Annotated in this window: 22 protein-coding genes; 10 read left to right on the forward strand and 12 right to left on the reverse strand. The window is 51.8% G+C overall.

Annotated elements, in window-relative coordinates; all coding sequences use genetic code 11:
- Positions 1 to 140: 140 nt before the first annotated feature.
- On the forward strand, positions 141 to 608 hold the full coding sequence (locus tag QWY20_RS15995) for an RNA recognition motif domain-containing protein (RefSeq protein ID WP_330130008.1): 468 nt from the start codon (positions 141 to 143) through the stop codon (positions 606 to 608).
- Positions 609 to 723: 115 nt separating this feature from the next.
- Complete coding sequence (trmA, locus tag QWY20_RS16000; protein WP_330130009.1) at positions 724 to 1,818, forward strand: tRNA (uridine(54)-C5)-methyltransferase TrmA; 1,095 nt, start codon at positions 724 to 726, stop codon at positions 1,816 to 1,818.
- 4 nt (positions 1,819 to 1,822) lie between these two features.
- Here trmA and fabR read toward each other — a convergent pair whose 3' ends face one another.
- Entirely contained in the window at positions 1,823 to 2,419 is a 597-nt protein-coding gene (gene fabR / locus QWY20_RS16005; protein ID WP_330130010.1) for an HTH-type transcriptional repressor FabR, read from the reverse strand.
- A 98-nt stretch (positions 2,420 to 2,517) separates the two neighbouring features.
- Here fabR and QWY20_RS16010 point away from each other — a divergent pair, with 98 nt between their 5' ends.
- Positions 2,518 to 3,648 carry an acyl-CoA desaturase gene (locus tag QWY20_RS16010; protein WP_330130011.1) on the forward strand — a complete coding sequence of 377 codons (1,131 nt, stop codon included), beginning with the start codon at positions 2,518 to 2,520 and terminating at the stop codon, positions 3,646 to 3,648.
- A 52-nt stretch (positions 3,649 to 3,700) separates the two neighbouring features.
- Here the strand turns inward: QWY20_RS16010 and QWY20_RS16015 are convergent, their stop codons facing one another.
- Positions 3,701 to 4,657: a hypothetical protein gene (locus tag QWY20_RS16015; protein ID WP_330130012.1), complete on the reverse strand. Its 957-nt coding sequence runs from the start codon at positions 4,655 to 4,657 to the stop codon at positions 3,701 to 3,703.
- Between the two features lie 106 nt (positions 4,658 to 4,763).
- On the opposite strand from QWY20_RS16015, the gene QWY20_RS16020 reads away from it, so the two are divergent.
- Positions 4,764 to 5,393 carry a trimeric intracellular cation channel family protein gene (locus tag QWY20_RS16020; RefSeq protein ID WP_407935440.1) on the forward strand — a complete coding sequence of 210 codons (630 nt, stop codon included), beginning with the start codon at positions 4,764 to 4,766 and terminating at the stop codon, positions 5,391 to 5,393.
- On the opposite strand, the gene QWY20_RS16025 is transcribed toward QWY20_RS16020, so the two are convergent.
- Genes QWY20_RS16025 through QWY20_RS16035 form a run of 3 tightly spaced genes read right to left on the reverse strand, consistent with a single transcriptional unit; the run spans position 5,390 to position 10,164 of the window.
- Positions 5,390 to 7,072: a FimV/HubP family polar landmark protein gene (locus QWY20_RS16025; protein WP_330130013.1), complete on the reverse strand. Its 1,683-nt coding sequence runs from the start codon at positions 7,070 to 7,072 to the stop codon at positions 5,390 to 5,392. The genes QWY20_RS16020 and QWY20_RS16025 overlap by 4 nt on opposite strands.
- Positions 7,073 to 7,085: 13 nt before the next feature.
- Complete coding sequence (locus tag QWY20_RS16030; RefSeq protein ID WP_330130014.1) at positions 7,086 to 7,883, reverse strand: outer membrane lipoprotein-sorting protein; 798 nt, start codon at positions 7,881 to 7,883, stop codon at positions 7,086 to 7,088.
- Positions 7,852 to 10,164, reverse strand: coding sequence for an efflux RND transporter permease subunit (locus QWY20_RS16035; protein ID WP_330130015.1), 2,313 nt, complete (start codon positions 10,162 to 10,164; stop codon positions 7,852 to 7,854). Before QWY20_RS16035 ends, QWY20_RS16030 begins: the two co-directional genes overlap by 32 nt.
- A 192-nt stretch (positions 10,165 to 10,356) precedes the next feature.
- On the opposite strand from QWY20_RS16035, the gene QWY20_RS16040 reads away from it, so the two are divergent.
- On the forward strand, positions 10,357 to 11,862 hold the full coding sequence (locus tag QWY20_RS16040) for a YifB family Mg chelatase-like AAA ATPase (protein ID WP_330130016.1): 1,506 nt from the start codon (positions 10,357 to 10,359) through the stop codon (positions 11,860 to 11,862).
- A gap of 11 nt (positions 11,863 to 11,873) precedes the next feature.
- On the opposite strand, the gene pyrC is transcribed toward QWY20_RS16040, so the two are convergent.
- Positions 11,874 to 12,905, reverse strand: coding sequence for a dihydroorotase (pyrC, locus tag QWY20_RS16045; RefSeq protein ID WP_330130017.1), 1,032 nt, complete (start codon positions 12,903 to 12,905; stop codon positions 11,874 to 11,876).
- A gap of 146 nt (positions 12,906 to 13,051) precedes the next feature.
- Between pyrC and QWY20_RS16050 the strand changes: the two genes are divergently transcribed.
- Both QWY20_RS16050 and QWY20_RS16055 read left to right on the forward strand, forming a co-directional pair.
- Positions 13,052 to 14,878 (forward strand): SLC13 family permease, encoded by a 1,827-nt coding sequence (locus tag QWY20_RS16050; protein ID WP_330130018.1) that lies wholly within the window; start codon positions 13,052 to 13,054, stop codon positions 14,876 to 14,878.
- A gap of 86 nt (positions 14,879 to 14,964) precedes the next feature.
- The gene (locus QWY20_RS16055) at positions 14,965 to 15,639 is read left to right on the forward strand and encodes a DUF3334 family protein (RefSeq protein WP_330130019.1); all 675 of its coding nucleotides are present in this window, start codon (positions 14,965 to 14,967) and stop codon (positions 15,637 to 15,639) included.
- Here QWY20_RS16055 and QWY20_RS16060 read toward each other — a convergent pair.
- From QWY20_RS16060 to QWY20_RS16075, 4 genes are read right to left on the reverse strand one after another with little or no spacing between them, the layout of a single operon-like run.
- Complete coding sequence (locus tag QWY20_RS16060; RefSeq protein WP_330130020.1) at positions 15,628 to 16,845, reverse strand: ATP-binding protein; 1,218 nt, start codon at positions 16,843 to 16,845, stop codon at positions 15,628 to 15,630. The two genes, QWY20_RS16055 and QWY20_RS16060, sit on opposite strands and share 12 nt — an antisense overlap.
- Positions 16,845 to 17,540, reverse strand: a complete 696-nt coding sequence (locus QWY20_RS16065; RefSeq protein WP_330130021.1) for a winged helix-turn-helix domain-containing protein — start codon at positions 17,538 to 17,540, stop codon at positions 16,845 to 16,847. Before QWY20_RS16065 ends, QWY20_RS16060 begins: the two co-directional genes overlap by 1 nt.
- On the reverse strand, positions 17,540 to 17,926 hold the full coding sequence (locus tag QWY20_RS16070) for a DUF3019 domain-containing protein (RefSeq protein ID WP_330130022.1): 387 nt from the start codon (positions 17,924 to 17,926) through the stop codon (positions 17,540 to 17,542). Before QWY20_RS16070 ends, QWY20_RS16065 begins: the two co-directional genes overlap by 1 nt.
- Entirely contained in the window at positions 17,926 to 18,780 is an 855-nt protein-coding gene (locus tag QWY20_RS16075; protein ID WP_330130023.1) for a MipA/OmpV family protein, read from the reverse strand. The genes QWY20_RS16070 and QWY20_RS16075 overlap by 1 nt, the downstream gene beginning before the upstream one ends.
- Before the next feature lie 205 nt (positions 18,781 to 18,985).
- On the opposite strand from QWY20_RS16075, the gene QWY20_RS16080 reads away from it, so the two are divergent.
- The 3 genes from QWY20_RS16080 (at position 18,986) to QWY20_RS16090 (ending at position 21,480) form a co-directional block, all read left to right on the forward strand.
- Positions 18,986 to 20,035: a S66 peptidase family protein gene (locus tag QWY20_RS16080; protein ID WP_330130024.1), complete on the forward strand. Its 1,050-nt coding sequence runs from the start codon at positions 18,986 to 18,988 to the stop codon at positions 20,033 to 20,035.
- Between the two features lie 166 nt (positions 20,036 to 20,201).
- Positions 20,202 to 21,236 carry a LacI family DNA-binding transcriptional regulator gene (locus QWY20_RS16085; protein WP_330130025.1) on the forward strand — a complete coding sequence of 345 codons (1,035 nt, stop codon included), beginning with the start codon at positions 20,202 to 20,204 and terminating at the stop codon, positions 21,234 to 21,236.
- Between the two features lies 1 nt (position 21,237).
- Positions 21,238 to 21,480, forward strand: a complete 243-nt coding sequence (locus QWY20_RS16090; RefSeq protein ID WP_330130026.1) for an EexN family lipoprotein — start codon at positions 21,238 to 21,240, stop codon at positions 21,478 to 21,480.
- Positions 21,481 to 21,530: 50 nt separating this feature from the next.
- On the opposite strand, the gene QWY20_RS16095 is transcribed toward QWY20_RS16090, so the two are convergent.
- Together QWY20_RS16095 and QWY20_RS16100 are read right to left on the reverse strand one after the other, a co-directional pair.
- Positions 21,531 to 23,261: an alpha-amylase family glycosyl hydrolase gene (locus QWY20_RS16095; RefSeq protein ID WP_330130027.1), complete on the reverse strand. Its 1,731-nt coding sequence runs from the start codon at positions 23,259 to 23,261 to the stop codon at positions 21,531 to 21,533.
- A 3-nt stretch (positions 23,262 to 23,264) separates the two neighbouring features.
- Positions 23,265 to 24,770 (reverse strand): MFS transporter, encoded by a 1,506-nt coding sequence (locus QWY20_RS16100; RefSeq protein WP_330130028.1) that lies wholly within the window; start codon positions 24,768 to 24,770, stop codon positions 23,265 to 23,267.
- Positions 24,771 to 24,899 lie beyond the last annotated feature (129 nt).

The raw sequence follows: 24,899 nt of genomic DNA on the forward strand, positions 1-24,899 counted from the left end.
ACGCGCTGTCAAGGCTGAAAAGACAAATTTGTCTTTTATCAGATTTCAGTTGGCTAGTTCCCGAGCAACCGCTAAGATTAAATCACCTGTTCCGCAGGTTTTTACCATATTAATTCATTGACTCTTATAGGATATATCTTATGTTACCTACGTTACGAGCCACCTTACCTTACACCTTAGCGGTGGCTATTCTTGCTTTTTTAGTGTTTTACCTGCTTGATCCAGCCTTACCTTCGTATGTTTCAGTTGTACTTGGCGTATTAGTCGCAGGAGTGCTGGTACCTATTCTGAGAGATGTCAAAGGCAATGCCATCAACTTGAGCGACGATTTGGTCGAACAGATTTACCAAGGCGATACCGCAACTCTTTATGTCGGCAACCTGCCATACCGTGCTAATGAAGAAGCGGTTCAACAGTTGTTCGAAACCAAAGGCGTGGTGCTGAATGTACGTTTGATGAAAGATCGCCAGACAGGACGTCGTCGAGGTTTTGGTTTTGTGGAAGTAGCCACCAAAGATGCTGAAAAAATGATTCAGGCACTTAATGATAGCGAGTTCCAGGACAGAACACTGAAAGTCCGTGAAGCAAAAGATCGGCAAGAAAACTAATCGCGACTCCCACACGATGCATTGCAGCGCTAAAGTTAGCGCTGCTCTTCTTTGTATTTGGCACCCCGCTTAAAAAAACGTAAGATCACGCTTTTATGCTTGATCAGGATGCCGCATGCGCCCAGGACAAACTTTTCCCGAACAATACGAAGCCCTGCTCACGTCCAAGCTTGGCTCAGTGCAGACCTTGTTAGCCCCTTTGCAGCCTCCTGAAGTAGAGGTATTTCGTTCGCCAAGCGAGCACTACCGCTTACGGGCTGAGTTTCGCATCTGGCATGAAGGCGATGATCTGTTTCATATTATGTTTGACCCGGCAACCAAAGAGCGGGTACGCATAGATCATTTCCCTGTCGCCGATAAACGCATCAGCAATATGATGCCCGTACTGTTACAGCAGCTAAAAGACAACGATGAACTGCGCCGCCGCCTGTACCAAATCGATTATCTGACTGGCCTAAGTGGTGAATTGCTGATCACCTTGATCTACAAACGTCAGCTGGATGAAAACTGGCAACAGGCAGCCAATAGACTTAAACAGCAGCTGGCAGATTATGGACCGGTGGATCTGATTGGTCGGGCGCGAAAACAGAAAATTGAACTGGATCGTGACTACATCATTGAGCAACTGCAGGTCGGACAAAGAACGCTGCGCTATCAGCAAATTGAAAACAGCTTTACGCAGCCAAACGGCGTAGTCAATCAACACATGCTGAGCTGGGCATGCGATGTCGCTAAGCAGCTAAAAGGCGACTTGCTGGAGTTGTATTGTGGCAATGGCAACTTTTCACTGGCACTGGCAGCGCACTTTCATCAAGTGGTTGCAACCGAAATATCCCGCAAATCCATCCGCTCTGCTCAGTACAACTGCAGCCTGAATCACATCAAGAATGTACAGGTGCTGCAAATGTCGGCAGAAGATGTCTCAGCAGCCTTACTCAAGAGCTCGCAGCTGAAGCAACTTGACTTATCAAACTTGCAGTTGAATACCGTGCTGGTCGACCCACCCCGGGCTGGCCTGGATCCAGCGACCGTGACGCTGGTGAGCCGCTTTGAAGACATTCTTTATATTTCCTGCAATCCGGAAACACTGAAAACGAATCTGGATGAGTTAGCGAAAACACACAGCATTGAACGCTTTGCAGTTTTTGATCAGTTCCCTTATACCCATCATCTGGAGTGTGGTGTCTGGCTGCGGAAAAAAGCACGCTAGCAGCTTATACGACCGGGGGCTTACTGCCTCCGGCCAACCAGCGTAACTGCTGAATGGTTTTTATGGTAATACGCTGCCGCACTTCATCACTGGCATCCAGTGCATCAGCGCCAGCATGAAACACCAGGATCACCATGGCTTCCGCCTGAATTAATGCCATCTCAGCAGAACACTTGTTTTCTTTACGCAGATAATCGGCCAGTTCAGCACAAAAATGCTGAATTTCACGTGCAACAGCGCTTCGAAACGCCGCCGAGGTACCAGAGCGTTCGCGCAGCAGCAAACGGAACACATTGCTGTGCTGCATAATAAACTCCATAAAGGTTTCGACTGAGGTCTGGATCACGCTGCGATTATGCACGATGCGCTGCCTGGCCTGGCGCATCAGTTGCCGCAACATCAGGCCCGCCTCATCCACCAGGGTTAATCCCAATTCATCCATATCAGAAAAGTGACGATAAAAGGACGTTGGTGCGATTCCAGCCTCACGGGCTACCTCACGTAAACTCAGGCTGGCAAAGCTTTTGTCTGCGCTCAGCTGCTGAAAAGCGGCATTAATAATGGCGCGCCTGGTTTTCTCTTTTTGTTCAGCTCGGCTCACAGCGGCGTCTCTTTTTCACTGTCATTCATCGGATCCAGCTTGACCTGTTAACACGGCACCGGTACATTGGGCGTACATTTGTAAGCTGAAAATTATTTATGCAAAAAGCCCCACTTATCTGGACCAATATTCTGGTCTTTAGCAGTACTTTCCTCGTTGCTTTGGTCGCAGTGCCCTGGTATGCCATCGCGGTAGGCTTTGGCAAAGCAGAAATCATTGCCATGATCTTATGCCTTGGCTACTGCGGAATGTCAATTACCGCTGGCTATCATCGCTTGTGGTCGCACAAGTCCTATCAGGCACATCCAATACTGGAGTTTATCTTTGCCATTGGTGGTGCTTTCGCGTTGCAAAACAGTGCCATTCATTGGGCATCGGATCATCGGGTGCACCACCGCCATGTCGATGACAACGATAAAGATCCTTATTCCGCCAGGCGCGGCTTTTGGTTCAGCCATATTGGCTGGATGCTGCGCGATTACCAGGGGCCAGATCATTATACCTATGATAATGTCCGTGATTTACAAAAAAACAAAATTCTTCGCTTTCAGCACAAACATTATCTGGCGCTGGCGTTAGCGACCAACATTGGTATTCCTATTTTATTGGGGCTGTTGCTTGGCAACCTCTGGGGCATGATCCTGCTGGTGGGCGTCTTGCGATTGGTGCTCAGCCATCATTTTACTTTCTTTATCAATTCACTGGCGCATATCTGGGGCAAGCAGACCTACACCGATCAAAATACCGCACGGGACAATGGTGTACTGGCACTGTTGACCTATGGTGAAGGCTACCATAACTTCCATCACCTTTTTGAATACGATTACCGCAACGGCATTAAGTGGTGGCACTTTGATCCTACCAAGTGGCTGATCAAAGCAGGCTCCTGGGTAGGTTTAACCAGCAAACTACGCACCTGTCCGGAAGAGCGTATTGAGCAGGCTAAAGCGGCCATGCAATTACAGCATGCCAAGGCACGTTTATCAGCATTGCCGGATGCAGAGCAAATTCTGCATAAAATGGAGCTGGAGTATGAGCTGTTACTGGAACGGATGCAGGCTTATTATGAGCTGAAAAAAAGCCTGTTACTGCAACGCAAACAGCAATTGCAAAGTAGTCTGCAGGAGCACTATGCCGAGCTGAATATTCAAAAACAGTATCAGGAACTGAAAGCTTTGTTCACCGAACAGCGCCGCCACTGGCGCCGGTTAACCACTGAGCTGGCTTAAAGTCAGATGGCATCCACAAAGGGGCAGCCACTGGCTGCCCTTTTTTATGTAGTTAATCATTCACACGCACGCGGACACCTGCAAACTCAATAAAATCATCCAGGCTATCCAACGCCTGAAAAGCCAGGCCATGCTCAAGTTCAGCCAACGGCAAAGGTTGCTGAAACTGGAAACCTAGCGTGAAGGACTCCGGTTGCTGCACAAAAACAATCAATTTTTGCCGCATGTCCGCCGGCAACCCCTCGGCTGTTGATAACAGCATCAGTGCCATCCCCTGCATCACGCTGAAATCAGGCGCTTGGCCTTGTGCCGACAGCTGAGCCAGCAAACGCTGCAAAAAGCCATGATTCTCAATGCGAAGCTCACCGCTGGCTAGTGCAGCCGCCATCACTGCGGCGGTAAATTGCTCCACATAAGCTTCAGACTCCAGCATTGCCTGTTGTTCTGCTGAACTCATCGCAGTGATATTGCTCAGTTGTTGCCAGACCGCTTGCATCCCGGCAAACTGAATGTGGTAGCGCAGCACAAATTCGTCATTAATACGGGTTTGCTGCGCCAGCTGCAGCTGGCCATTTCTCGCCTGGTACTGGTAACTATAATCACCATGCACCTTTACACTGCCTGCAAACTCTGCCAGCTCTGCCGGAACAAACAACTGGGCACCACTGCCAAGCGTCAGACTACGCACCCGAACACTGCCCTGCTCGGATAAACGATGCGGTTTGATGCCATGGAGCTGAACCTGTTCAATCGTCAATAACTCACCAAGACCCTGCAGCTGCAGGCTCAAACCCTCAATCTGGTAGCGTGAGCGCAGCACACTGGCGCGCACGCCTTGGTATTGCAGTTGCAATGCGGGCAATAACCCTTGCTCAGCCATCTCCGCATACGACTGATTCACTTCCGCAATTTGCGTTTTAATGGTCTTGCTGGCTTGATGGTTGGCCAGTTGTAGCCCAACCAACACCCCCCCCAGTAGTACCACTGGAATAAGCAGTTTTTTATTCATAGTTCCCCAGCTTAACACGGTAATTGCCGTGAATTAACAGAGCTATCCTTCAGATTGAGTGGCATGCTAGCATATCAGCAATCATCGTGACACCGGGTATTGACTGATGGATTATCTGCACTGGTTTGATTTAATGGGGGTGGCGGTGTTTGCGATCTCCGGCACTTTAGCTGCCTGGCGAAAGCAAATGGACGGTTTTGGCGTGTTAGTTTTAGCAACGGTCACTGCCATTGGCGGTGGTAGCCTGCGCGATGTGTTGCTGGATGTCCCTGTGGTGTGGATGAACAACAACAATTACTTCATTGCGATTTTCAGCGCCGCGCTAATCACCATCGTACTGCTAAGAAAACGCCTCACAATCCCCAATAACACCCTGCAATTCTTTGATGCGATTGGACTGGCGTTTTTCGTAATTATGGGCACTCAGAAAGCCCTGGATCATGGCACCTCCTATTTTGTGGCGGTTATGATGGGTACCATGAGTGGGGTCGCCGGTGGCATGATCCGTGATGTGCTTTGCCGGGAAATCCCGATGGTATTTCGTGGCGAGCTTTACGCCTTTGCCTGTATCTTTGGCGGCACCATCTATATTCTGGTTCAACTTGCTGGCGCAACAACCCTGATAGCCATGTTGCTTGGTATGAGCAGCCTGCTTGCACTGCGACTGGCAGCCATTAAATGGCAGCTAACCATCCCAGTATTTGGCAAACACTCATCCGACTTAGGTGAACCTTAAAAGTAATACTCCAGCGTCAGTTGAATGTAATCATCACGCCGTAGCCAGTACAATAGCTCGTCCGGGTAACGACTGTGAAAGAGCCAGCCATCGACGCGTAATCTTAGCCGTTCCCCCAAGCGGGTCGATGCTTCAAGGTAAGCACTGCGGCTATGGCTTCGATCCAGATCTTGCATCATGCCAAACAAGATTTCGGAGCCAGCCGCATCATTGAGCGCTAATCGCCAACCGACAAAAACATCATTTTGTGCAATGGTCGCTGCGCCAAGCCCCCGGCTATCGTACTGATACTCCAGCAGCCAACCCAGATCCCAGAAGTGATCATTGATACCAACCTGAGTGTATTCAAAGCCGGTCACCAGGGCTTTGGAGTGCTCTTGCTCTGTATGCCGGTACACTGCTTCAGTTTTCCATAACCAGGACCCCAGCACCCACTGTGCATCCAGCCCCAACTGCTTCAATTGCGGATAAAAAGGTAGTAAGGATTGCTCTGTTGGCAACAACACTGGCTCTCGTGCTGTGCCCTGGAAATAACTCAGCCCCAGATCCAGACTGCTGAACTGTTGTGACCAGCGCAGCGCCCAATCCAGGTGACTGCGCTTATGGCGCGACTCATACAAAGCGGCCGAGGTGTCTACGGGTTGTGGCAGACGCAATCGCCCTTTTTCTCCGGCAAATTTTCGCTCGCGAAAATACGGCAGCAGATAAGCCTGGACAGTGCCATAGTCGCGAATAAGACTCAGTTGCAGCATCGGCTGCCCCAACTTACTTTCGCCATCCGGCCTGTCCAGTAAATCACGCTGATTGATCACATCCACCAGTCGCTGTGACTCTACCGCCCCCCAGAAGACTTTATTGATACCGGCCCTTAACTCCCAATCACCACCAAAATACAGCCAGTACGCTTCGGAAATATCCAGCAGGTGACGGGCACTGTCCCGTTGGTCCCACCGCATATAGGGTGAAAACACCAGAGTATGGCTACGGTCATCCGACTGCCAGTAACCCTCCAGCTCAAAACTGACACTGCTGTGCCATTGCGCCTGCTGCTGCAAGCCGGTCTGAGGATACCAGCGAGGCATCAGGTTCAGCTGGGAAAACCATTCGACTTGCTGCCAGAAACCAGGCCCTGGCTCAGTTACTGCAACCGTTGGGGCAGCATGATTGCTGACTCCCATGGTGTTATCAGCACTGGATGAGACGATTTGTGGAGCCTTCGTTGCCGTAGCAGCCTCTGACTGCCAGGTTGGCTGTGGTTCAGCTATCACGACTGCGGGCCTGCTGTTTTTACTTGGCAGTTCTGCAGTATCAACCTGAGTGATCGTTGATGACTGCCGGACTGACGAAGCCAGCAAGGCAGCTCGTGCATCTGCCATCACCTGCTCAGCTAGCTCCGGATTTTGTTGCATCATCTGTTCGCGGCTTGGTAATTGAAGGATGATGCCATGGCGTAATTGATTCGGGTCGCCCTGCTGAAAAGCCTGTGGGTTTAATTCACGAATCGCTTGCATCACCTGCGACATACTGACACTGAGATCCGGTCGGATCTCAGTGGCGATGCGCCATAAGGTTTCATCCGGCAGCACCTGTCGCTGCCTGCTGGTTTCTGCAGTGGCTGGTATCGCACAGAACACCAGGCACAGACCAAGCAGGCACAAAGGCTTAGGCCGTATTCTCATGGATACGCTCCCGCTAGCGGGCACGTTGCAACGCATTTTGGTCGAAGTCCGCATCGGTCAAACCACGGTCAAACAAAATTTCGTTCAGCAGCAAACTGGTGCTTTTCTGGTTCTGCACATTGACCATCTCCATCCGGTGCGGCCGCCAGAACTTGTCTTTGTACAGCTGATAATCATGCATGGTTAAGGTTTTTAGTAAGCTGTCACGGCGATCAAAATATTCGATTTGCTGCACGCGGTAGTGGCTTTTATCAATCCATACCAGCATACGGCTGTAGCCGGAAAACTCATCTAGCGGAATTTGCTCCACCACGTAGCACTCCTCACCATCCATCATTTCACTCCGCAGGTAACGGAAGCTGAACTTTTCCAGCTCAAACGAGCTTAAATCCTCGTAAGCAAATTCACTGCCCATAAAAGGGCCCGACTTATTGCGCGATACAATGCGACGCACCCGATTCACAGCCGGTAAGAATAACCACTGTTCATCCGGTACCATCGTCTTGGTGTGGGTTAGAAACGCAGAGCCCCTGACATCTCGTGGTTCATCAAAGATAGTTAACGCTTTATCGCCATCATCCGGCATTTCCAGCGTGAGCGTGCGCATTTCACGCCGACTCTCACGGCCACGGGCATCGCGCAGTACCATGGTCATGCTGGCCTCAGTGTCCCCCCAGCCAGTATCACGGACTTTACGCTCGGTCGAGATCCGCAGCCCCTCTTCTGCTGCAGCCTGTTCATCTGCCCAGGCTGTTGTGATCAGTAAACCAATACAAAGACTAAGCAGAAGTTTTTGCAGAGAATGTCTCATTGTTTTTTCCTTTGTTGTCAAAACGCAGCAACAGCGACGGTAACACCAGCAAATCAATAATCAGCGCCAGCAAAATAATCAGGCCGGTTAACAAACCCATATCCGAGTTCAGCCGGAAACCAGACATCGCCAATACCGTAAAACCCGCCACCAACACCACAGTGGTCACAAAGAGCGCCCGGCCAACGCTATGAAAAGCATAGCGCACCGCGCCTTCGGTATCCTGCCCCTCACGCAAACCACGCTGGTATTTGCTAAGAAAATGCACCGTATCATCCACGATGATCCCAAGGCTGATGCTGGCCACTACTGACAAGCCCAGATTGATCTCACCTGAATACAGTGCCCAGATACCAAAGCCAACCAAAGCCGGCATAATATTCGGCAACAAGCTAAAGATGCCAAGCCGCCAGGAGCGCAGGCTGATCACCAGCAAAGCTGAAATCAATACCAGTGCAAAAGGTAAAGTTTTGAGCATCGACGCCATGTTTCGTTCCCCAATATGGGCAAACATCAACGCCGTACTGGCAGCCGAGCTCTGGTAATCCGGCATTTCAGTAGCCAGCCAGTCCAGAGCGCGCTGCTCAAAACCAGTCAACTCTTTACTCCCCAGGTTTTGCAAAGTTGCCGTTACCCGGGTGGCGCTTTTGTCCAGATTCAGCTGATTGTTCAGATCGAGCCCAAAGGGCAAAGACATCTCATACATCAATAAATACTGAGCAGCCAAATCCTGCTGCTCAGGCAAGCGGTAATAGGCCGGATCATCACCATGCATATTTTTATTCAGTCGTTTAAAAACATGGGTAATACTGGCGACATGAGTGACTTCAGGCTGTTGATCGAGCCAGTCGGCAAAGCGAGCCACTCTGGCCAAGAACACCGGATCATTCACCCCACTTGTTTGCCCGCTTTCTATGGCAAAATCCAGATTCGCAGTGCCGGTCAGATTCTCTTCAATAAAATCCAGCGACTGACGAAACTCAGTGCGTTTATCAAAGTACTTCACTGCCACATCATTAACCTGATTGGTGGCTGCAAAGGCGGCTAGTCCCAGCATCAGAATGATGCCTACCGGCAAAATCTTCCGATGCTGTAGCACCACAAAGTTCGCCAGTTTCTCAATGCCGTTCGCAGTATGACTGACCGGCACCACTTTAGCAGGCAACAAACGCAGCAACGCCGGCAGCAATGTCACGCTAAAGAAGCAGGCCAACATGACACCAACCGCGGTCATATTGCCAAGGTCACGCAGAATCGGTACTTCTGAAAAGTTTAAGGTTAAAAAGCCAATCGAGGTGGTAATGCTGGTGATAAAAATCGGCACCAGATTGCGCGTCATGCTGTAATGGATAGCTTCATCTTTACTCTTACCCTGACGCAGCGCATATTGCATGGAGGCAATCACATGCACACAATCCGCCACTGCCAGTGTCATCACAATGGTCGGCACATTGACGGTCGCAGTGCTTAAAAAAATGCCCAGCCAGCCGGCAATCCCAAGCGTACTAAAAATAGTTACCAGAATAATAATGACCGTCGCCATGGCAGCAGAAAAAGAACGCAGCAGCAACAACAGCATCAGCACGATCACCAGAAACATCAAAGGAACCAGGGTACTGGCATCCTTCTCTGCTTCACTGGCAAAGGCATAATTCAGCGCCAGAATACCAGCATGGTAAAAGTCTACTCCGGGATATTCGGCAGCAAATTGTTCGCTAAGCGCCAGCACATACTCGTATGCATCCACCACCTCCTGGTTCTGGTCGATTTCAGGCAGCTGCACGATCACATTAATAGCAGCAACCTTGCCATCCTTCGATACCAGGCTGCGATAAAGCGCCGGCTCGCTCATCGCTATCCGGCGAATGGCGGCAAGCTTGTCGTCATCCAGCATGGCTGGCTGCAACAGCAGGTCTTCGACCAACAAATCGTCATCAATCGCTTCGGTATGCTGAAAATTGGTGATGGAGTCTACCCGACTGGAGTATGGCGTTTGCCAGGCAGCATCGGTATAACGCCAGATGAGCTCCAACACCTCCTCGGTAAAAACATCACCTTGCCTGGGTGCAATCGCGATCAGAATGTTATCACTCTTGTTGAACTCGTCTTGCATTTGCTCAAACGCCAGCATTTGCGGATTATCCGGTGAGAAAAAGATCCGGTAATCCCCCCGAAAATACAACTGACTCATGCCAGCGGACATCACCAAAATAGCCAGTAAAGCCCAGCAGATAGTCAGCCAGGGATGTCGCAGCGCACTGTTCAGCCAGAATTGCTGCATGCAGCCTCCGTAAATACATGATTCAAAACGAGCAGGGACTAAGTGTAGCGTATTCGTTATCGGAATGCCTGCGTGATTCATGAGCATTCGCACAGAAAAATCAAATTATAATCATTTAATTTGCAATTTATAAACTTTATGATCAATACTAATCAGGATGTGATTTCATTCGTCGGTAATTGTGGAGACAGGATGTCATTAGCCATTGTTTTTAGCAGGGCGCGCCATGGATTGGCCGCCCCTCTTGTTACCGTTGAAGTTCATATTGCCAATGGTCTGCCCGCTTTTCACCTGGTTGGTTTGCCGGAGGCTTCTGTGAAAGAGTCCAGAGACCGGGTGCGCAGTGCACTGGTTAACAGCGGCTTTGCCTTCCCGGATCGAAAAATCACCGTCAACCTGGCACCTGCTGACTTACCAAAAGAAGGTGGCCGTTTCGACCTGCCGATTGCCCTTGGTATTATCGTCGCCAGTGGCCAACTGGCCGAGAAAAGCATTGAAGGCTACGAATTTGTTGGTGAGCTGGCTTTATCCGGTGAAATCCGGGCCATTGTTGGTGAAATACCGGTCGCTATGGCCTGCCGGGATGCTGGCCGGGCCACCCTAATGCCCATGATCAACGCCGAGCAAGCCCAGCAAGTGCCCAAAGCCCGTATCTATGGTGCTACCCACTTGCTGCAGATCCATAGTTTTTTGCAATCCGGACAAGCGCTGCCAGCAATCCCTGCGTTACAGACTGAGCCCCGCAAGCAGTGGCCCGATTTGGCCGATGTCAAAGGTCAGACCGCCGCCAAGCGGGCACTGGAAATCGCCGCTGCCGGCGAGCACAATCTGCTGATGCTGGGGCCCGCCGGCACCGGGAAATCCATGCTGGCTCAGCGGCTACCGGCTATTTTGCCTGAGCTGACGGAAGAAGAAGCCCTGCAAACGGCGGCACTCTATTCCATAGCCGGGATGCCACGCTCCATGAACGACTGGCAGCAACGGCCTTTTCGCCAACCACACCACACCAGCTCAGCCGTGGCATTGGTCGGTGGCGGCCCGGTACCTAAGCCTGGTGAAATCTCGCTGGCCCATCATGGAGTGCTGTTTTTGGACGAGCTGCCCGAGTTTCCGAGGAAAGTATTGGATGTGCTGAGAGAACCGCTGGAAACAGGCTGGATCCATATTTCCCGCGCCGCCCGCCAGGCCGAGTTCCCGGCACAATTCCAACTGATTGCAGCACTCAACCCAAGCCCAACCGGGCACCACGACGATGGCCGCGCCAGCCCGGAGCAGGTGATGCGTTATTTAAACCGCATTTCCGGGCCTTTTCTCGATCGTATCGAACTGCAAATCGATGTACCTTTACTGCCAAAAGGTTTGCTCAGCCAACAAGGTGTCGTAGCAGAAAGTAGCGCTCAGGTACGCCAACGGGTACTGGCAGCACGGGCTACCCAGCTGGCGCGCCAGGGCAAAGCTAATGCCCGTTTATCAGCCGCCGAAATCAACCAGCATTGCCCTTTGAGCACTCAGGATGCCGCTTTTCTGGAAGATACCATTCACCATTTGAAGCTGTCGGCACGCAGTTATCATAAGTTGATCAAGGTCGCTCGTACCATTGCTGACTTGCAGGAACTACCGCATATTCGCAAAGAACATTTAATGGAAGCACTGAGCTACCGCGCGCTGGAACGGTTGCTCAGCTATCTGAAAGGGTAAAGAAACTTCAACTACAGTTGTTTCCACTTCAGCGGCTGGCCAGCATGAAACGGCACTATGGTGTCGCCATTTGTGAGCGCCAGCTCTTCCGGCACCAGCCAATCCTGGCGTTGCAACACGATGCTACCAGTATTGCGCGGCAAGCCATAAAAGTCCGGGCCATAGTGACTGGCAAACCCCTCCAGCTTATCCAGGCAACCTAAGTCATCAAATACTTCGGCATAGAGCTCAATGGCACAAGGTGCACTGTAACAGCCAGCGCAGCCGCAACTGGACTCTTTACGGTGTTTGACATGAGGTGCGGAGTCAGTCCCCAGGAAAAACTTAGACGAACCTGACGCAACCGCAGCGCGAAGCGCCTGCTGATGCGTACTGCGCTTTAACACCGGCAAGCAGTAATTGTGAGGCCGAATACCGCCAACCAGCAAATCATTGCGGTTGAGCATCAGGTGCTGCGGGGTAATGGTGGCTGCCACATTGGCCGGAGCTTCCTGCACAAACTGGGCGGCGTCGGCGGTGGTAATGTGCTCAAACACCACTTTGAGTTCTGGCAAGCGGGCTACTATGTGCTGCAGATAACGGTCGATAAAGACTTTTTCCCGGTCAAAAATATCAATATCGGCGTTGGTCACTTCGCCGTGCACCAACAACAGCATACCTTCTTTCGCCATGGCCTCGAACACCGGGTACAGGCTATCGAGCGCACTGACCGCATCGTTGGAGTTGGTTGTCGCTCCTGCCGGATACAGCTTGGCGGCGATGACACCAGCAGCTTTAGCAGCCGCAATGTCTTGTGCCGAGGTTTTATCGGTCAGAAATAACGTCATCAGCGGCTCAAAATGACTGCCCTCTGGTCGTGCTGCCAGGATACGCTCACGATAAGCCACCGCCAATGCTGCGGTGGTCACCGGAGGAACCAGATTCGGCATCACAATCGCACGGTGAAAGCTGCGGGCCGTCGCCGGAACCGTATCCTTTAACAGATCGCCATCGCGAAAATGCAGATGCCAGTCGTCCGGGGTTTGCAAAGTGAGTTGATGCATAAGAACAGTCCAGTAACCAGAAGCAGCTAATCATAGCAAGATTGTACCAAAGCAATGATTGACTGTCCTTAGCTTGCGAAAAATTCCATCCTGTCGGATAGTGAATGCAGTAACTCTCACGTCACGTCAATCACTAAGGCCTGGAAGTGGAACTAGCACAACTCTTAATTTTTGCCGTTTTGGCCATTACCGTGGCGTTGTTTTTATCCGGTCGTTGGCGGCATGACATGATTGCCCTTGCCAGTTTGCTGGCTTGCGTATTGCTTGGCCTGGTACCAACCGATGAAGCCTTCAATGGCTTTGGCCATCCGGCAGTGATTACCGTGGCCTGTGTGCTGGTGCTGAGCCAGGCTTTGCAAGCCACTGGGGCTGTCGATGTGCTGGCAATGAAAGTACTACCGAAGCAGGCTGGCCCCACCCTCACTATCACTGCACTCACTGCTTTAGCAGCCATTTTATCCGCTTTCATGAACAATGTCGGAGCGCTGGCGTTGTTAATGCCCATAGCCATTCAGGTGGCATCCCGCATCCAGGTGGCGCCTGGTCAGATCCTGATGCCGGTGGCATTTGGCTCCATTTTGGGCGGCATGACAACACTGATTGGCACCCCACCGAATCTGATTGTCTCCGGTTTTCGTGCCGAAACCGCAGAGCGTGGCTTTGCCATGTTCGATTACAGCCCAGTTGGCGTGCTGGTTGCGCTGGTAGGAGTGCTGTTTGTCGCCCTGATTGGTTGGCGGCTGGTGCCGGTGCGCAACAGGGCGGACGCCAGCAGCTTTGAAACCGGCAAATACCTGACTGAGATTCGCATCACCAAAGAAAGCAAGCTGGTTGATATTCCGCTGCGCGAGCTGGAAAAAAAGCTGGAAGAGCTCGATGCCCAGGTGGTTGGCATTGTGCGAAACAATTACCGGGCACCATCACCACCCGGTTATTACCGTTTGGTGGATCAGGATGTACTGATCATCGAGGCTGAGCCTGAAAGCCTTGGTTCTCTGCTATCCAACCTCGGGTTATCGCTAGAAGAAAGCCCTGCAAATCAAAAAGGAGATGAAAACGAACAAGAGGTTGAGGCTCAGGACTCCCGCAAAGAAAAAAACAAGCAAGAGGATAATGGTGAGCTGCACTTGCTCGAACTGGCCGTTCTGCCTAACTCCGATCTGATTGGCCGCACCGCTGCCACCCTGAACTTGCGGCGTCGCTTCAATATTCACTTACTGGCATTATCCCGCCAGGGACAGCGTTCCTACAAACGCGTGCGCAGAACCACCTTGCAGGCGGGGGATGTGCTGTTACTGCAAGGGCAGGAGGAAGCCCTGGCCGTGTTCTCAGCAGATTTTGGCTGTGTACCTTTGGCGGAGCGCCAGATCCGGGTTCCGGAAAAGCGCAATACTCTGTTTGCCAGCATAATTATGCTGGGGGCTATATGTGGCGCCGCCTTCGGCTTGCTGCCGGCAGCTATTTCTTTTGCTGCAGGCATGCTGGCTATTATGGCATTAAAAGTAATGCCGCTGCGGAAAGTCTACACGGCCATCGACTGGCCGGTGATTGTACTGCTAGCCTGCCTGATCCCGGTTGCCGGCGCAATGGCCACCACAGGAGCTGCAGATATGCTGGCGCAGAATATGTTGTACTACCTGGCAGGCGAGAATGCGATTTTGGCACTGGCATTGATTCTGGTACTGACCATGACGCTGTCGGATTTTATGAACAATGCCGCCACAGCAGCGATGATGTGTCCTATTGCTATCAGTGTTGCCAATCAACTGAACGTCCAATCGGATCCCTTTCTGATGGCGGTTGCAATCGGTGCTTCCTGTGCTTTTTTAACGCCCATTGGCCATCAGAACAATACCCTGATTTTAGGCCCAGGCGGCTTCCGGTTTGGCGATTACTGGCGGCTTGGTTTACCGATGGAGCTGGTGGTCATTGCCGTAGCGATCCCGGCATTGCTGCTGTTTTGGCCGCTATAAGGGGACATCTTCATCATGTGCTAGGCGCAGCAGGTCGTTTCGGCATATACTGAAACCATACCATCAGAGCAGTCACAGGGCCTTTCATGAAAAAAAGTAAAATCGTAGCCACCGAAGATATTTTGCTGACCTTGTGTCAATCGGTGACTGAAGTGCTGGCTGCAGCCGGCAACCGTGAGGTCAATTACTCACCCATGGTGCAGAAAATTCAGAAAACCTGCCTGCGGCCAGATCTGGGCTGTTTTGTGTTATTTGATGGCGGCTTTTCTGGTTTGGTGGTCATTAACTTTACCTCTCAGGCCGCCATGGAAATTTACCGCAAGTACATGATGAGTATGGGCATGCCTGAATCTGAGCTGGCGCAATTCCATACCTCGGATGAAGTGGGTAACGTGATGGGCGAGCTGATGAACCAGATCGTCGGTGATTTTACCAATAAAGTACGGCTTGATTTGCAGACCTCGATCAACCAGAGCCAGCCGAAAATGATGGCCATCAACAAGCAAGTGCAAATCTTGATCAATACCCAACTGGATCAACCTCAGGCCAGGCGGGTTACCTTTAATACTCCCGAGCACAATATTTTTTATCTTGAGCTGGCGATGGATAAAACCGAGTTCATCCAGTTGCATGAGTTTGAAAGAGCCGTGCAGGAAAACCCGGACGACATTCTGGAAAATGCCAAGCAAGGCAACTATGCCGTTGCCGATCAGGTAAGCCCTGACGTGGATGACGATTTTTTGCGCGATTTAGGCCTTTAGTACCAAGCTGAAACGAGCTCCACCCAGTGGGCTCTGGCCAACCGCCAGTCGCCCCTGGTGCCACTCCATAATACGACTAACAATGGCTAAGCCCAGTCCAAAGCCACCGGTACCCGCTCTTCTGGGCTGGTCCAGCCGCTGAAAGGGTTTGGTGATTTCCTGCTGCATCGCATCCGGTATCCCTGGGCCATCATCATCGACATGCAGCCACAGTTGACCATTTTTTTGCTCAACAGAAACCAGGATGCGGCTACGGGCAAAGCCTTTAGCATTTTGCAGTAAATTAACCAAAGCCCGCTCCAGATAATGCCCATCTGCCCGGCAGCAACAAGGCTGTGGCAAGTTCAATTCAATAACAGGCCCAGGCAGCAGTGCCAGTTGCTCTTGTAAGCTCTGCAACAGCTCAGTGAGATCGACGGGTACGGGCCTTAGTTGTGGCATTGCTACTTCCAGCCGGGCATAATCCAGCATTTCATCCACCAGCCGCTGCAATACCAGTACATCCTGTTGCATCAGTTGGCGCTCACGTTCGCTGAGCTGACTGGCCATTTCCAGTGCAAAGCTTAAACGGGCTAAAGGGGTGCGAAGCTCATGCGACACTGCATGGGTCATTTCCTTTTGCAATGACAGTAAGCGCTGAATTTGTGCCTGCATTTGCTGCACACTATCAGCGATGGGCGCCAGCATCGAGTAACCGGGCAAGCTAACCGGAGATGGCTTACCCCGACCCACAACACTCAAATCACGCTGTAACTGGCGGATATCACGCGCTAAAGGCCACAGCCACAAAGCAACCGCAACCCCCAGCAACACAAAGAATAACAACGTCAACCACAACCGCAACTGTGAAGGACTCTCTAGCTGCACTGGACCAAATTGCCAGAGTTGGTCCTGTTGCCGGGCAAACAAGTACAACTCATTCTGATGGCCAAACATGGGGATCACCGCCCCCTGATTCAATGCCTGCATTTCTGCCTGCGGGAATGGCACGCCATCAAGCGGTAGCGCCTGAGCCGGTAGAGCTAATTGCGAGGGTAGTTGGGATACCGGTTGTTGCATGACCAATTCAATTTGTCGTTGCCACAGAGCGACAGAAGGAGGCAGCTCCTCTTTCGACCACAGTTGCCACAATTGCTCAATACTCCAGCCCAGCGCAATCAGCAGCACCAACAGGAACAAATAAAACTGCAGGAACAGGCGCTGCATCAGACCGACCAGGCATCCGCAACGAATAAGTAGCCTTTACCCCAGACGGTTTTGATCCGAAAGGGTGTTTCGGTATTGTCATTGAGTTTTTTGCGTAGATGCGATACCCGTACATCGACGGTGCGATCCAGGCCATCATAGGGCCGGCCAATCACTTGCTGATGAATTTCCTCCCGCCGAACCGTCTGACCCGCATGCGCTGCCAACATCCAGAGCAAATCAAATTCATAGCTGGTTAAATCAACCCGCTCCCCCGCTAAAAAAGCCTCTCTGGCCCGACGCTTTAATTGCAGTTGACCGAAGCTCAGTTCATGCGTTTGGCCTGGCTCAGCCGCTTGGCGCCGCCTTAGCAAGGCGTGGATCCGGGCGAGCAACACCCGGGGCTCCACCGGTTTTATCACGTAGTCATCGGCTCCCAGCTCCAAACCAAGCACCTGATCGATATCACTTTGCCTTGCAGTCAACATTAAGATAGGGCCAGCGAAACCAGGCCGGATCTGTCGGCAGACACCAAAGCCGTCCAGGCCAGGTAGCATCAGATCAAGAATGATTAAATCGGGACGGAAGCGCTGGCAATGCGCTGCCACCTCATTGCCATTGCCTTGCACCTCGACGACAAAACCATGCTGAATTAGATAGCCTTGTACCAGCTCTGCCAACCGCACATCATCTTCCACCAACAATACTTTACTCATCAAAATACACTCCATGGCGCCACCAGCCGTCTACGTCGTTTTGGCTGACGACTGACTGTGATCAGAGTTTCATCCAGGAACACTTGGTCGGCATCCCGCAAAGACAGTCTGGCTTGTTCCGGCCAAATTAAGCGGGAACTCCACTGGCCTTGCTGCTGTTGTTGCCAACAACTGAGCGCCTCTTCTGCCAGATACAGACAAAGATCAATCGGCTCGGAACTGGACCAAACTACTTTGAGCTCTGCCTCACAGCGCTCCCCTTGGGCACTGGCAATGCACAACATCGGGCTGGCCGACCAGCATAAGCCGGCATCACATGGCTCGGTTGGCGTTGCAGCCAGCGGCAGTAGAAGCATCCATGCAGTTTTAGCGAATAATCCCATCATCAGAAAAACCGATAGCTCCAGCCAATAAACCAACTGTGTTGATACGACTGTTGCACCAATGGGCTTCGGGTCATAGCACTGTCCAGCCAGCGATAACGATAAAACGCCATCATGCGCCAACCAGCACTGAGCGGCAAGGACCAGTACAACTCCAGCTCCGGTTGCACACTCGCTCTGGGTTGATAGCGCGGCAGATGCAAGGGTTCATCGTCGGACAAGCCATAATAACGCTGCATCAGGTTTTCACTTTTCCAATACACGCCGCCACTGAGACGCCAATGCCCCAAAGCAGTCTGATGATGGCGCCCAGCTACCACACTGATTTCATGGCCATGGTGCTGACCACTGATATCAGTCCAGCCATTGAGGCGTAGTGTCCACTCATCAAACCAGGCATTGAGTTGTACCCCACCATCCCAGGCGGTCGGGCGCCGGTTTACTTCGTTCACAGAAACCTGCTGCTGCAATGAGCGTGGTTCCATCGAGACCGTCGGCATACTGGAGAAAGTTTGCTCAAAGGAAGGAATACGCGAGACATGCCAACGATAAAAGTAGCCCTTTTCCGGGTTAAGCCGGCTAACCAGACTGATACTCCAGTGCGGTGTCAGATCCAGACCAGCGCCAAGGATGCCGTTGTCAAAAAAACCTACCTTGCCATAATAACTAATATCTGGCATCAAATAGAGTGGCATATTGGCCGCATCATACAAAGGGCTGGAGCTCTGACCGACACCCAGCGCCAGTGAGAAGCGCCAACTGGACTCTTCCACAAAGCCATCATCCTGTGGCCTGGCTTCACTAGCTGCAGCAAAGCCGGATACCAACAACAGAAAAGTGGCTTGAAGCATTTTCATTGACAGAAGTTCTCGAAAACCTGAGTCTGATTAGTTTATCACCGGTCAGGTGCTGACAGAACAAAGTTAACAATGTTTCACAATTTCACCTGATTAAATCCAGTTCTGAACACCAAGTAAGGAATAAAAAATTCCTATCTTTGATTTGATTAGTAATAAAAAATTGTATTAGACTGCGGATTACCCCTTTAAAGGAGACAGCACCATGAATAAACGCAGCTTTATGAAACTAAGCATTGCATCTGCCTTACTACCACTGATGAGCCCTGTCGGTTTAGCCAGCAGTGCTGTCAATCCAAAGGGGAAACTACTGCCATTGCCGCTTAATCGTGGTGATACCATCGGGGTAGTCAGCCCATCTGCCGCCATTGCTGGCCGGATGGAGGCCCAGTTTGCCGTAGAGTCGATGCAGGCCCTTGGTTTTAAAGTCAAGACAGGCCCTCACTTCCAAAGCCGGCATGGCCACCTGGCGGGGCAGGATGCCGAGCGGGCAGCTGATTTTAATGCCATGTTTGCTGATCCGGAGGTCAAAGCCGTAATCTGCCTGCGTGGTGGCTCGGGTGCCGCCCGCATTCTGCCACTGATTGATTACGAGCTGGTGCGCAGAAATCCTAAAGTCGTGCTGGGGTACTCCGACATTACCGCCATTCATAATGCCTTGCATGCTAAGACCGGCCTGGTTACTTTCCATGGCCCCAATGGCAGTAGTCGCTGGCATGAATTTAATGTGCAACAATTTGAGCAGCTGTTTTTTCAGCGCGAGCTGGTTCGCTTTCAAAACGAACACCGGCCGGAAGACGATATCATTGTGCGCAACAACCGTACCAATACCATTCGTGGTGGCAAAGCACGGGGTGAGCTGGTTGGCGGCAACCTGACCGTCTTGACATCACTGGCCGGAACGCCTTACTTACCGGACTTTACCAATAAGATTCTGTTTTTAGAAGATATCAATGAGCCACCTTACAAAGTCGATCGGATGCTCAGCACCTTGCGTTTAAGTGGTGCTTTGCAAAAAATCAGTGGCTTTATTTTTGGCGATTGTGCCCGTTGTGAGCCTGGCGGCGGCTGGGGTAGCCTGACGCTGGACGATATTCTGGATGATTACATCCTGCCGTTGAATATACCAGCCTACAACGGTGCCATGATCGGCCATATACCACGCCAGTTTATTGTACCCGTGGGCGCTTCGGCCGAAATGGATGCCGATAGCGGCAGCTTCAGTTTGCTGGAGCCGGTATTCCAGAGCAGTTAACTCACTCCCCTCGTTTGTTTCAGCATTTGAATCCCAACCTGCTTCCGACTATGATAGGAAGCAGGTGTCAGCAAAGGCCGTGTTAAGTCGTTGTCGCTCCAGTATCTTTCTTTGTCTGGCTCGTTGTTAATCGATTAGAGCAACGAGCTACAGTTGAGCGTAATCCATGAAAGAAAAAGCCACATCCTTCGATATTGCTTACCTGGCCGGTGTATCACAATCTACCGTATCCCGGGCCTTGCGCAACAGTCCTCAGGTTAATAAAGAGACCAGGGATAAGGTGCAGGCCATTGCCCGCCAGCTCAACTACAAGGTGGATAAAAATGCCAGTAACCTGCGTAAGCAGCGCAGCAGTACCCTGGCTTTGTTGCTGTTTGAAGATCCCACCACCGATGAGTCGTTGATCAATCCATTCTTTTTATCCATGCTCGGTAGCATTACCCGGGCCTGTGCACAGCGGGGGCAAGATCTGCTGGTGTCTTTTCAGCAGTTGAGTGATGATTGGCATGCCGACTACGAAGACACCAAAAAGGCCGATGGGATTATTTTACTCGGTTATGGTGACTATGAAGATTACGAAGAAAAGCTGGACAAACTGCTGGCACAGGAAACCCACTTTGTTTGCTGGGGAGCCGATGTCGAAGGTCATCCGGATTTTACCATTCGCAGCAACAACCGTCAGGGTGGCCGCTTAGCTGGCGAACATTTATTGTCTCTGGGCCACCAACACTTTGCTTTTATAGGCAATGCCTCGGCTGGCAGCCCAGAGTTTAATCAGCGCTTCCTGGGCTTTAGCGATGCACTGCAACAAGCGGGCATTCGCCACGATGCTATTGCCCAGTTCAATGCCATTTCAACCGAACAAGCGGGTCAGCTGGCCGTACAGAACCTGTTGGATAGCGGCAAAGCTGTCGATGCCATCTTCTGCGCCAGTGATTTAATTGCCATTGGGGTGATGCAGGGCATTCAACAGCGCGGGCTGCAGGTGCCAGATGATATTGCGGTGATGGGTTTTGATGACATTCCGGTGGCATCCTACACCACCCCACCGCTGAGCACCATTCAACAAGACACCAGCCTGGCCGGTGAAATGCTGGTAGAGAACCTGCTGCGGTTGGTGAACAATCAACCCATCGAGACCAATCAAATTGAACCAAAAATTGTGATCCGTACTTCCTGCGGCACAGCATCAAAAGGATAAGATGATGAAAAAAACGAGCTTGCTTCTTTGTTCTGGCCTGACATTACTAGCCTGTGGTGGTGCTCCTTCCGCCGATACCTTGGCAAAAGACCCGGAACTATTGGCAAAGGTAATGATGGAGTGTGCCGAACTTCGGCTGAAAGGTGAAAGCACGGATATTGCCAAATGCAATAATGCCAAGAAAGCCCAGCAACAACTGCTGGATGATGCGAAAAAAGAGCTGGATAAACTGCTCGGTAATTAGTAAAAAACCAGGGCTGCGCCAGGCAGACGCAGCCCTGTTCACCTGCTTTGTTATCTCGATTGCATAATCAGTAAGCCATCGGTAGCCAACAGACTACCATCCAAATCAAAGCCCCATCTTACTGACAGACTGCTGTGCTCTGCCAGCACTGTGGCAATATCAGCCATTTCACCGGCCAGATTCAGCACAAACACCGTGCGTTGATCGCCCAGCTCACGCGTCACCGTCAGAATACCCTGCTGCGGTGATTGCACCTGGTAAGAGCCCGCCAGACGCATTTCCGGCCGCTGCTTTTGCATCGCGATCAGCAGACGGTGCAAGTTCCACAAGGAGTCCGGTTGAGCGCGCTGCGCTGCCACCGTCCTATCGCCGGCTGCCAGCTGCTGCGCCAGAAAATCCGGCCACCAGGGATCAAACGCCTGGGTAAAGAGCTCTTTTTGCTGCACCCAGCTGAGTTCAGCCTGGCTGAAACCAGCCTGATGGCTCTGATCCCATAACATCGGTGCCCGCTTGTACACATCATGGCCACTTTGCTGCTGCGTCATGCCAATTTCTTCACCGTAGTAGATGTATTTAGTTCCTGGTGAGCTAAACAATAAGGCAGCTGCCTGCTTGGCTTTGCCGTGGTTTTCCTGCAATTGAAAACCAACTCTATCCTGATCGTGATTGGTTAAAAACGGCGTGAAGAAGGCCAGCGGTGCGCCGGACTCCAGCCGGCGCTGCACATTCTGCGCTAGCGGATGCAAGGCGCCGTCTTCTGCCTGACCAGACTGCTGGCTCATGGTGCCAAACTGGGCTTCTGTGGCCAAGCCTTGCTGCAGCATATCCAGCACGATGTAGCCAAATTCAAAATCAAAGCCCTGATCCAGCCCTTTGCCTTCCCCCCAGTATTTGGCTGCCACCGGGATATCGACCCAGGCTTCGCCCACTAAGTAAGCCTCGGGATTGACGCTTTTGACAAAGGCATTGAAATCTTTCCAGTAATCAATGGTCTCGGGCAAGTCGGCCTGACCGCTCGGGCCGCGCTCTATCACAAAGCGCACCGCATCGAGCCGAAAGCCATCAACCCCTTTATCCAGCCAGAATTGGGCCATCCGTTTCATTTCTTCGATCACATCCGGATGCTCCAGATTCAGATCCGGCTGAGTGGCACCAAAGGCGGCGTAGTAGTACTCGCCCCGGGTCTCATCAAAATGCCAAACCGCTTCAGGCATATCGTTATCCGACCAGGCATGGCCCCAGCCTTTGCCAGCTTCTGGCAGGCTTTCCCGCCAGATAAAGTAATCGCTGTACGGCTCAATGCGCTCGGCTGAGCGCTGAAACCACTGGTGCTCACGGGAAATGTGGTTGATCACCAGATCCAGAATCACCCGGATACCACGGGCTTCGGCTTCTTGCAAAAAGCGTTCAAAATCAGCCATGGTACCGTAATCTGACTCCACCTGATAAAACTCGGTAAAGTCGTAGCCATGGTAAGACGGCGCTTCAAACATCGGCGTCAACCAGATGGCATCAATGCCTAGCTCGGACAAATAAGGCAGTTTGGCGGTCATGCCATTAAAATCGCCATGACCATCACCACTGGTATCGTAAAAACTACGTGGCCAGATTTGATAGAAAACCGCATCGTCCCACCAGGGCGCTTCGGTCTGCTCGACAGGCGCTGCAGTTGGGGCTTGATAACCCGACGCGGGTGCCGGCTGGCAAGCGCTGACCGCTGCCAGAGCGGCTGCCAGACCAGCCGCCTTAAGAGTGGTAGAAAACCAGGGATTCAGTTGCATCACTTATCCTTTGACTGTTTTGCTGGTTCGAACAAAGAGCACATAGACAGCGGCGATCAAGTAACTGACCCCGCCCAGTGCCAACGCATAAATGGCTTCGCCGCCGAAGAAGTACTTCAGCATGCTGCCCAAAATAGCCGCTGCCAGCAGCTGCGGCAACACAATAAAGATATTAAAGATACCCATGTAAATGCCCATCTTGTGGGCTGGCAGGCTGTTCGACAGCATGGCGTAGGGCAAGGACAAAATCGAAGCCCAGGCAATGCCAATGCCAATCATCGGCAACCACAACAGCGCAGGGTCCTGGATCCAGAAGAAGGAAAACAGCCCCAGGGCGCCACAGGTCAGATTAATGCTGTGGGTGCGCTGGGTGGTGATACGGCGGGCCAGCCAGGGGATAATCAAAGCAGCAATGGCGGCAAAGCCATTGTACACCGCAAATAAAACACCGACCCAGTCAGCACCGGTGTTGTACGCCAATGAGGTGGTATCACTGGTGCCATAATGGTGGCTGGTCACTGCTGCCGTGGTGTAAATCCACATGGCAAAGAGCGGGAACCAGGAGAAAAATTGCACCACCGCCAATTGCTTCATGGTGCCCGGCATGGCGTAGAGGTCATCGATAATCTGCACCAGCATGTTGCGGTTATTCTGCTGCTTAAACCAGCTGGTCAGCCACTGCAGCACCCCGAAGGCAGCAATCAGGGCGCCCAGCAAATACAGGTTCTGATCCAGCTGTTGCAGGTAAACAAAGCCCCAGAACAGCACGCCCATCACCACAGCCGCAGCGCCACTACCCCAGTAGTTGTCGCGGACTTTGACGACTTCTACTTCCACCGGGTTGGCCTGCTGCTCGGCCGCTTCAAAGGCTGCCAGCTGATCCGGGCTGTATTCTTTGCTGCGCAGAATGGTCCAACCGACCGCCAGGAACAGCACCACACCACCGGCATAGAAGGAATAAACCACCGAGTCCGGGATCATGCCTTCCGGCGCGATATTGGACACACCAAACCAGTTGGTCATCATCCAGGGCAGCGCCGAAGCAACGACGGCGCCCACGCCAATAAAGAAGCTTTGCATGGCAAAACCCTGCGGCCGCTGTTTTTTGTTCAGGTTATCACCAACAAAGGCCCGGAACGGCTCCATGGTGACGTTAATGGCCGCATCCAAAATCCACAGCATCATCGCCGCTACCCACAAATGCGGTGAGTTCGGCATAAAAATCAGTGCTAAGGTGGTGGCAATGGCACCATAGAGGAAGAAAGGCCGGCGCCGGCCCAGTTTGGTCCAGGTTTTATCGCTAAAATGACCGACAATCGGCTGCACCAGCAAACCGGTTAGCGGCGCTGCTACCCAGAGGATGGCAATCTGGTCCATCTCGGCGCCCAGGGTTTGGAAAATCCGGCTGACATTGCCATTTTGCAGGGCAAAACCGAACTGAATACCAAAAAAGCCCAGGCACATGTTCCAGATTTGCCAGAAACTAAGATCAGGTTTTTGTTGTTGCATTGTTATTCTCTAAAACCACTGTTGATCTGTCTTTGATAACCCTATTATGGTGCAACAACAAGATGAATACGTATTCAAATGCATGAAACCGTCACATTCATGGTGCATGACGGCCAAAAAGGGGGCAGC

Source organism: Alkalimonas cellulosilytica (assembly GCF_036325985.1).
Taxonomy (GTDB): Bacteria; Pseudomonadota; Gammaproteobacteria; order Enterobacterales; family Alteromonadaceae; genus Alkalimonas; species Alkalimonas cellulosilytica.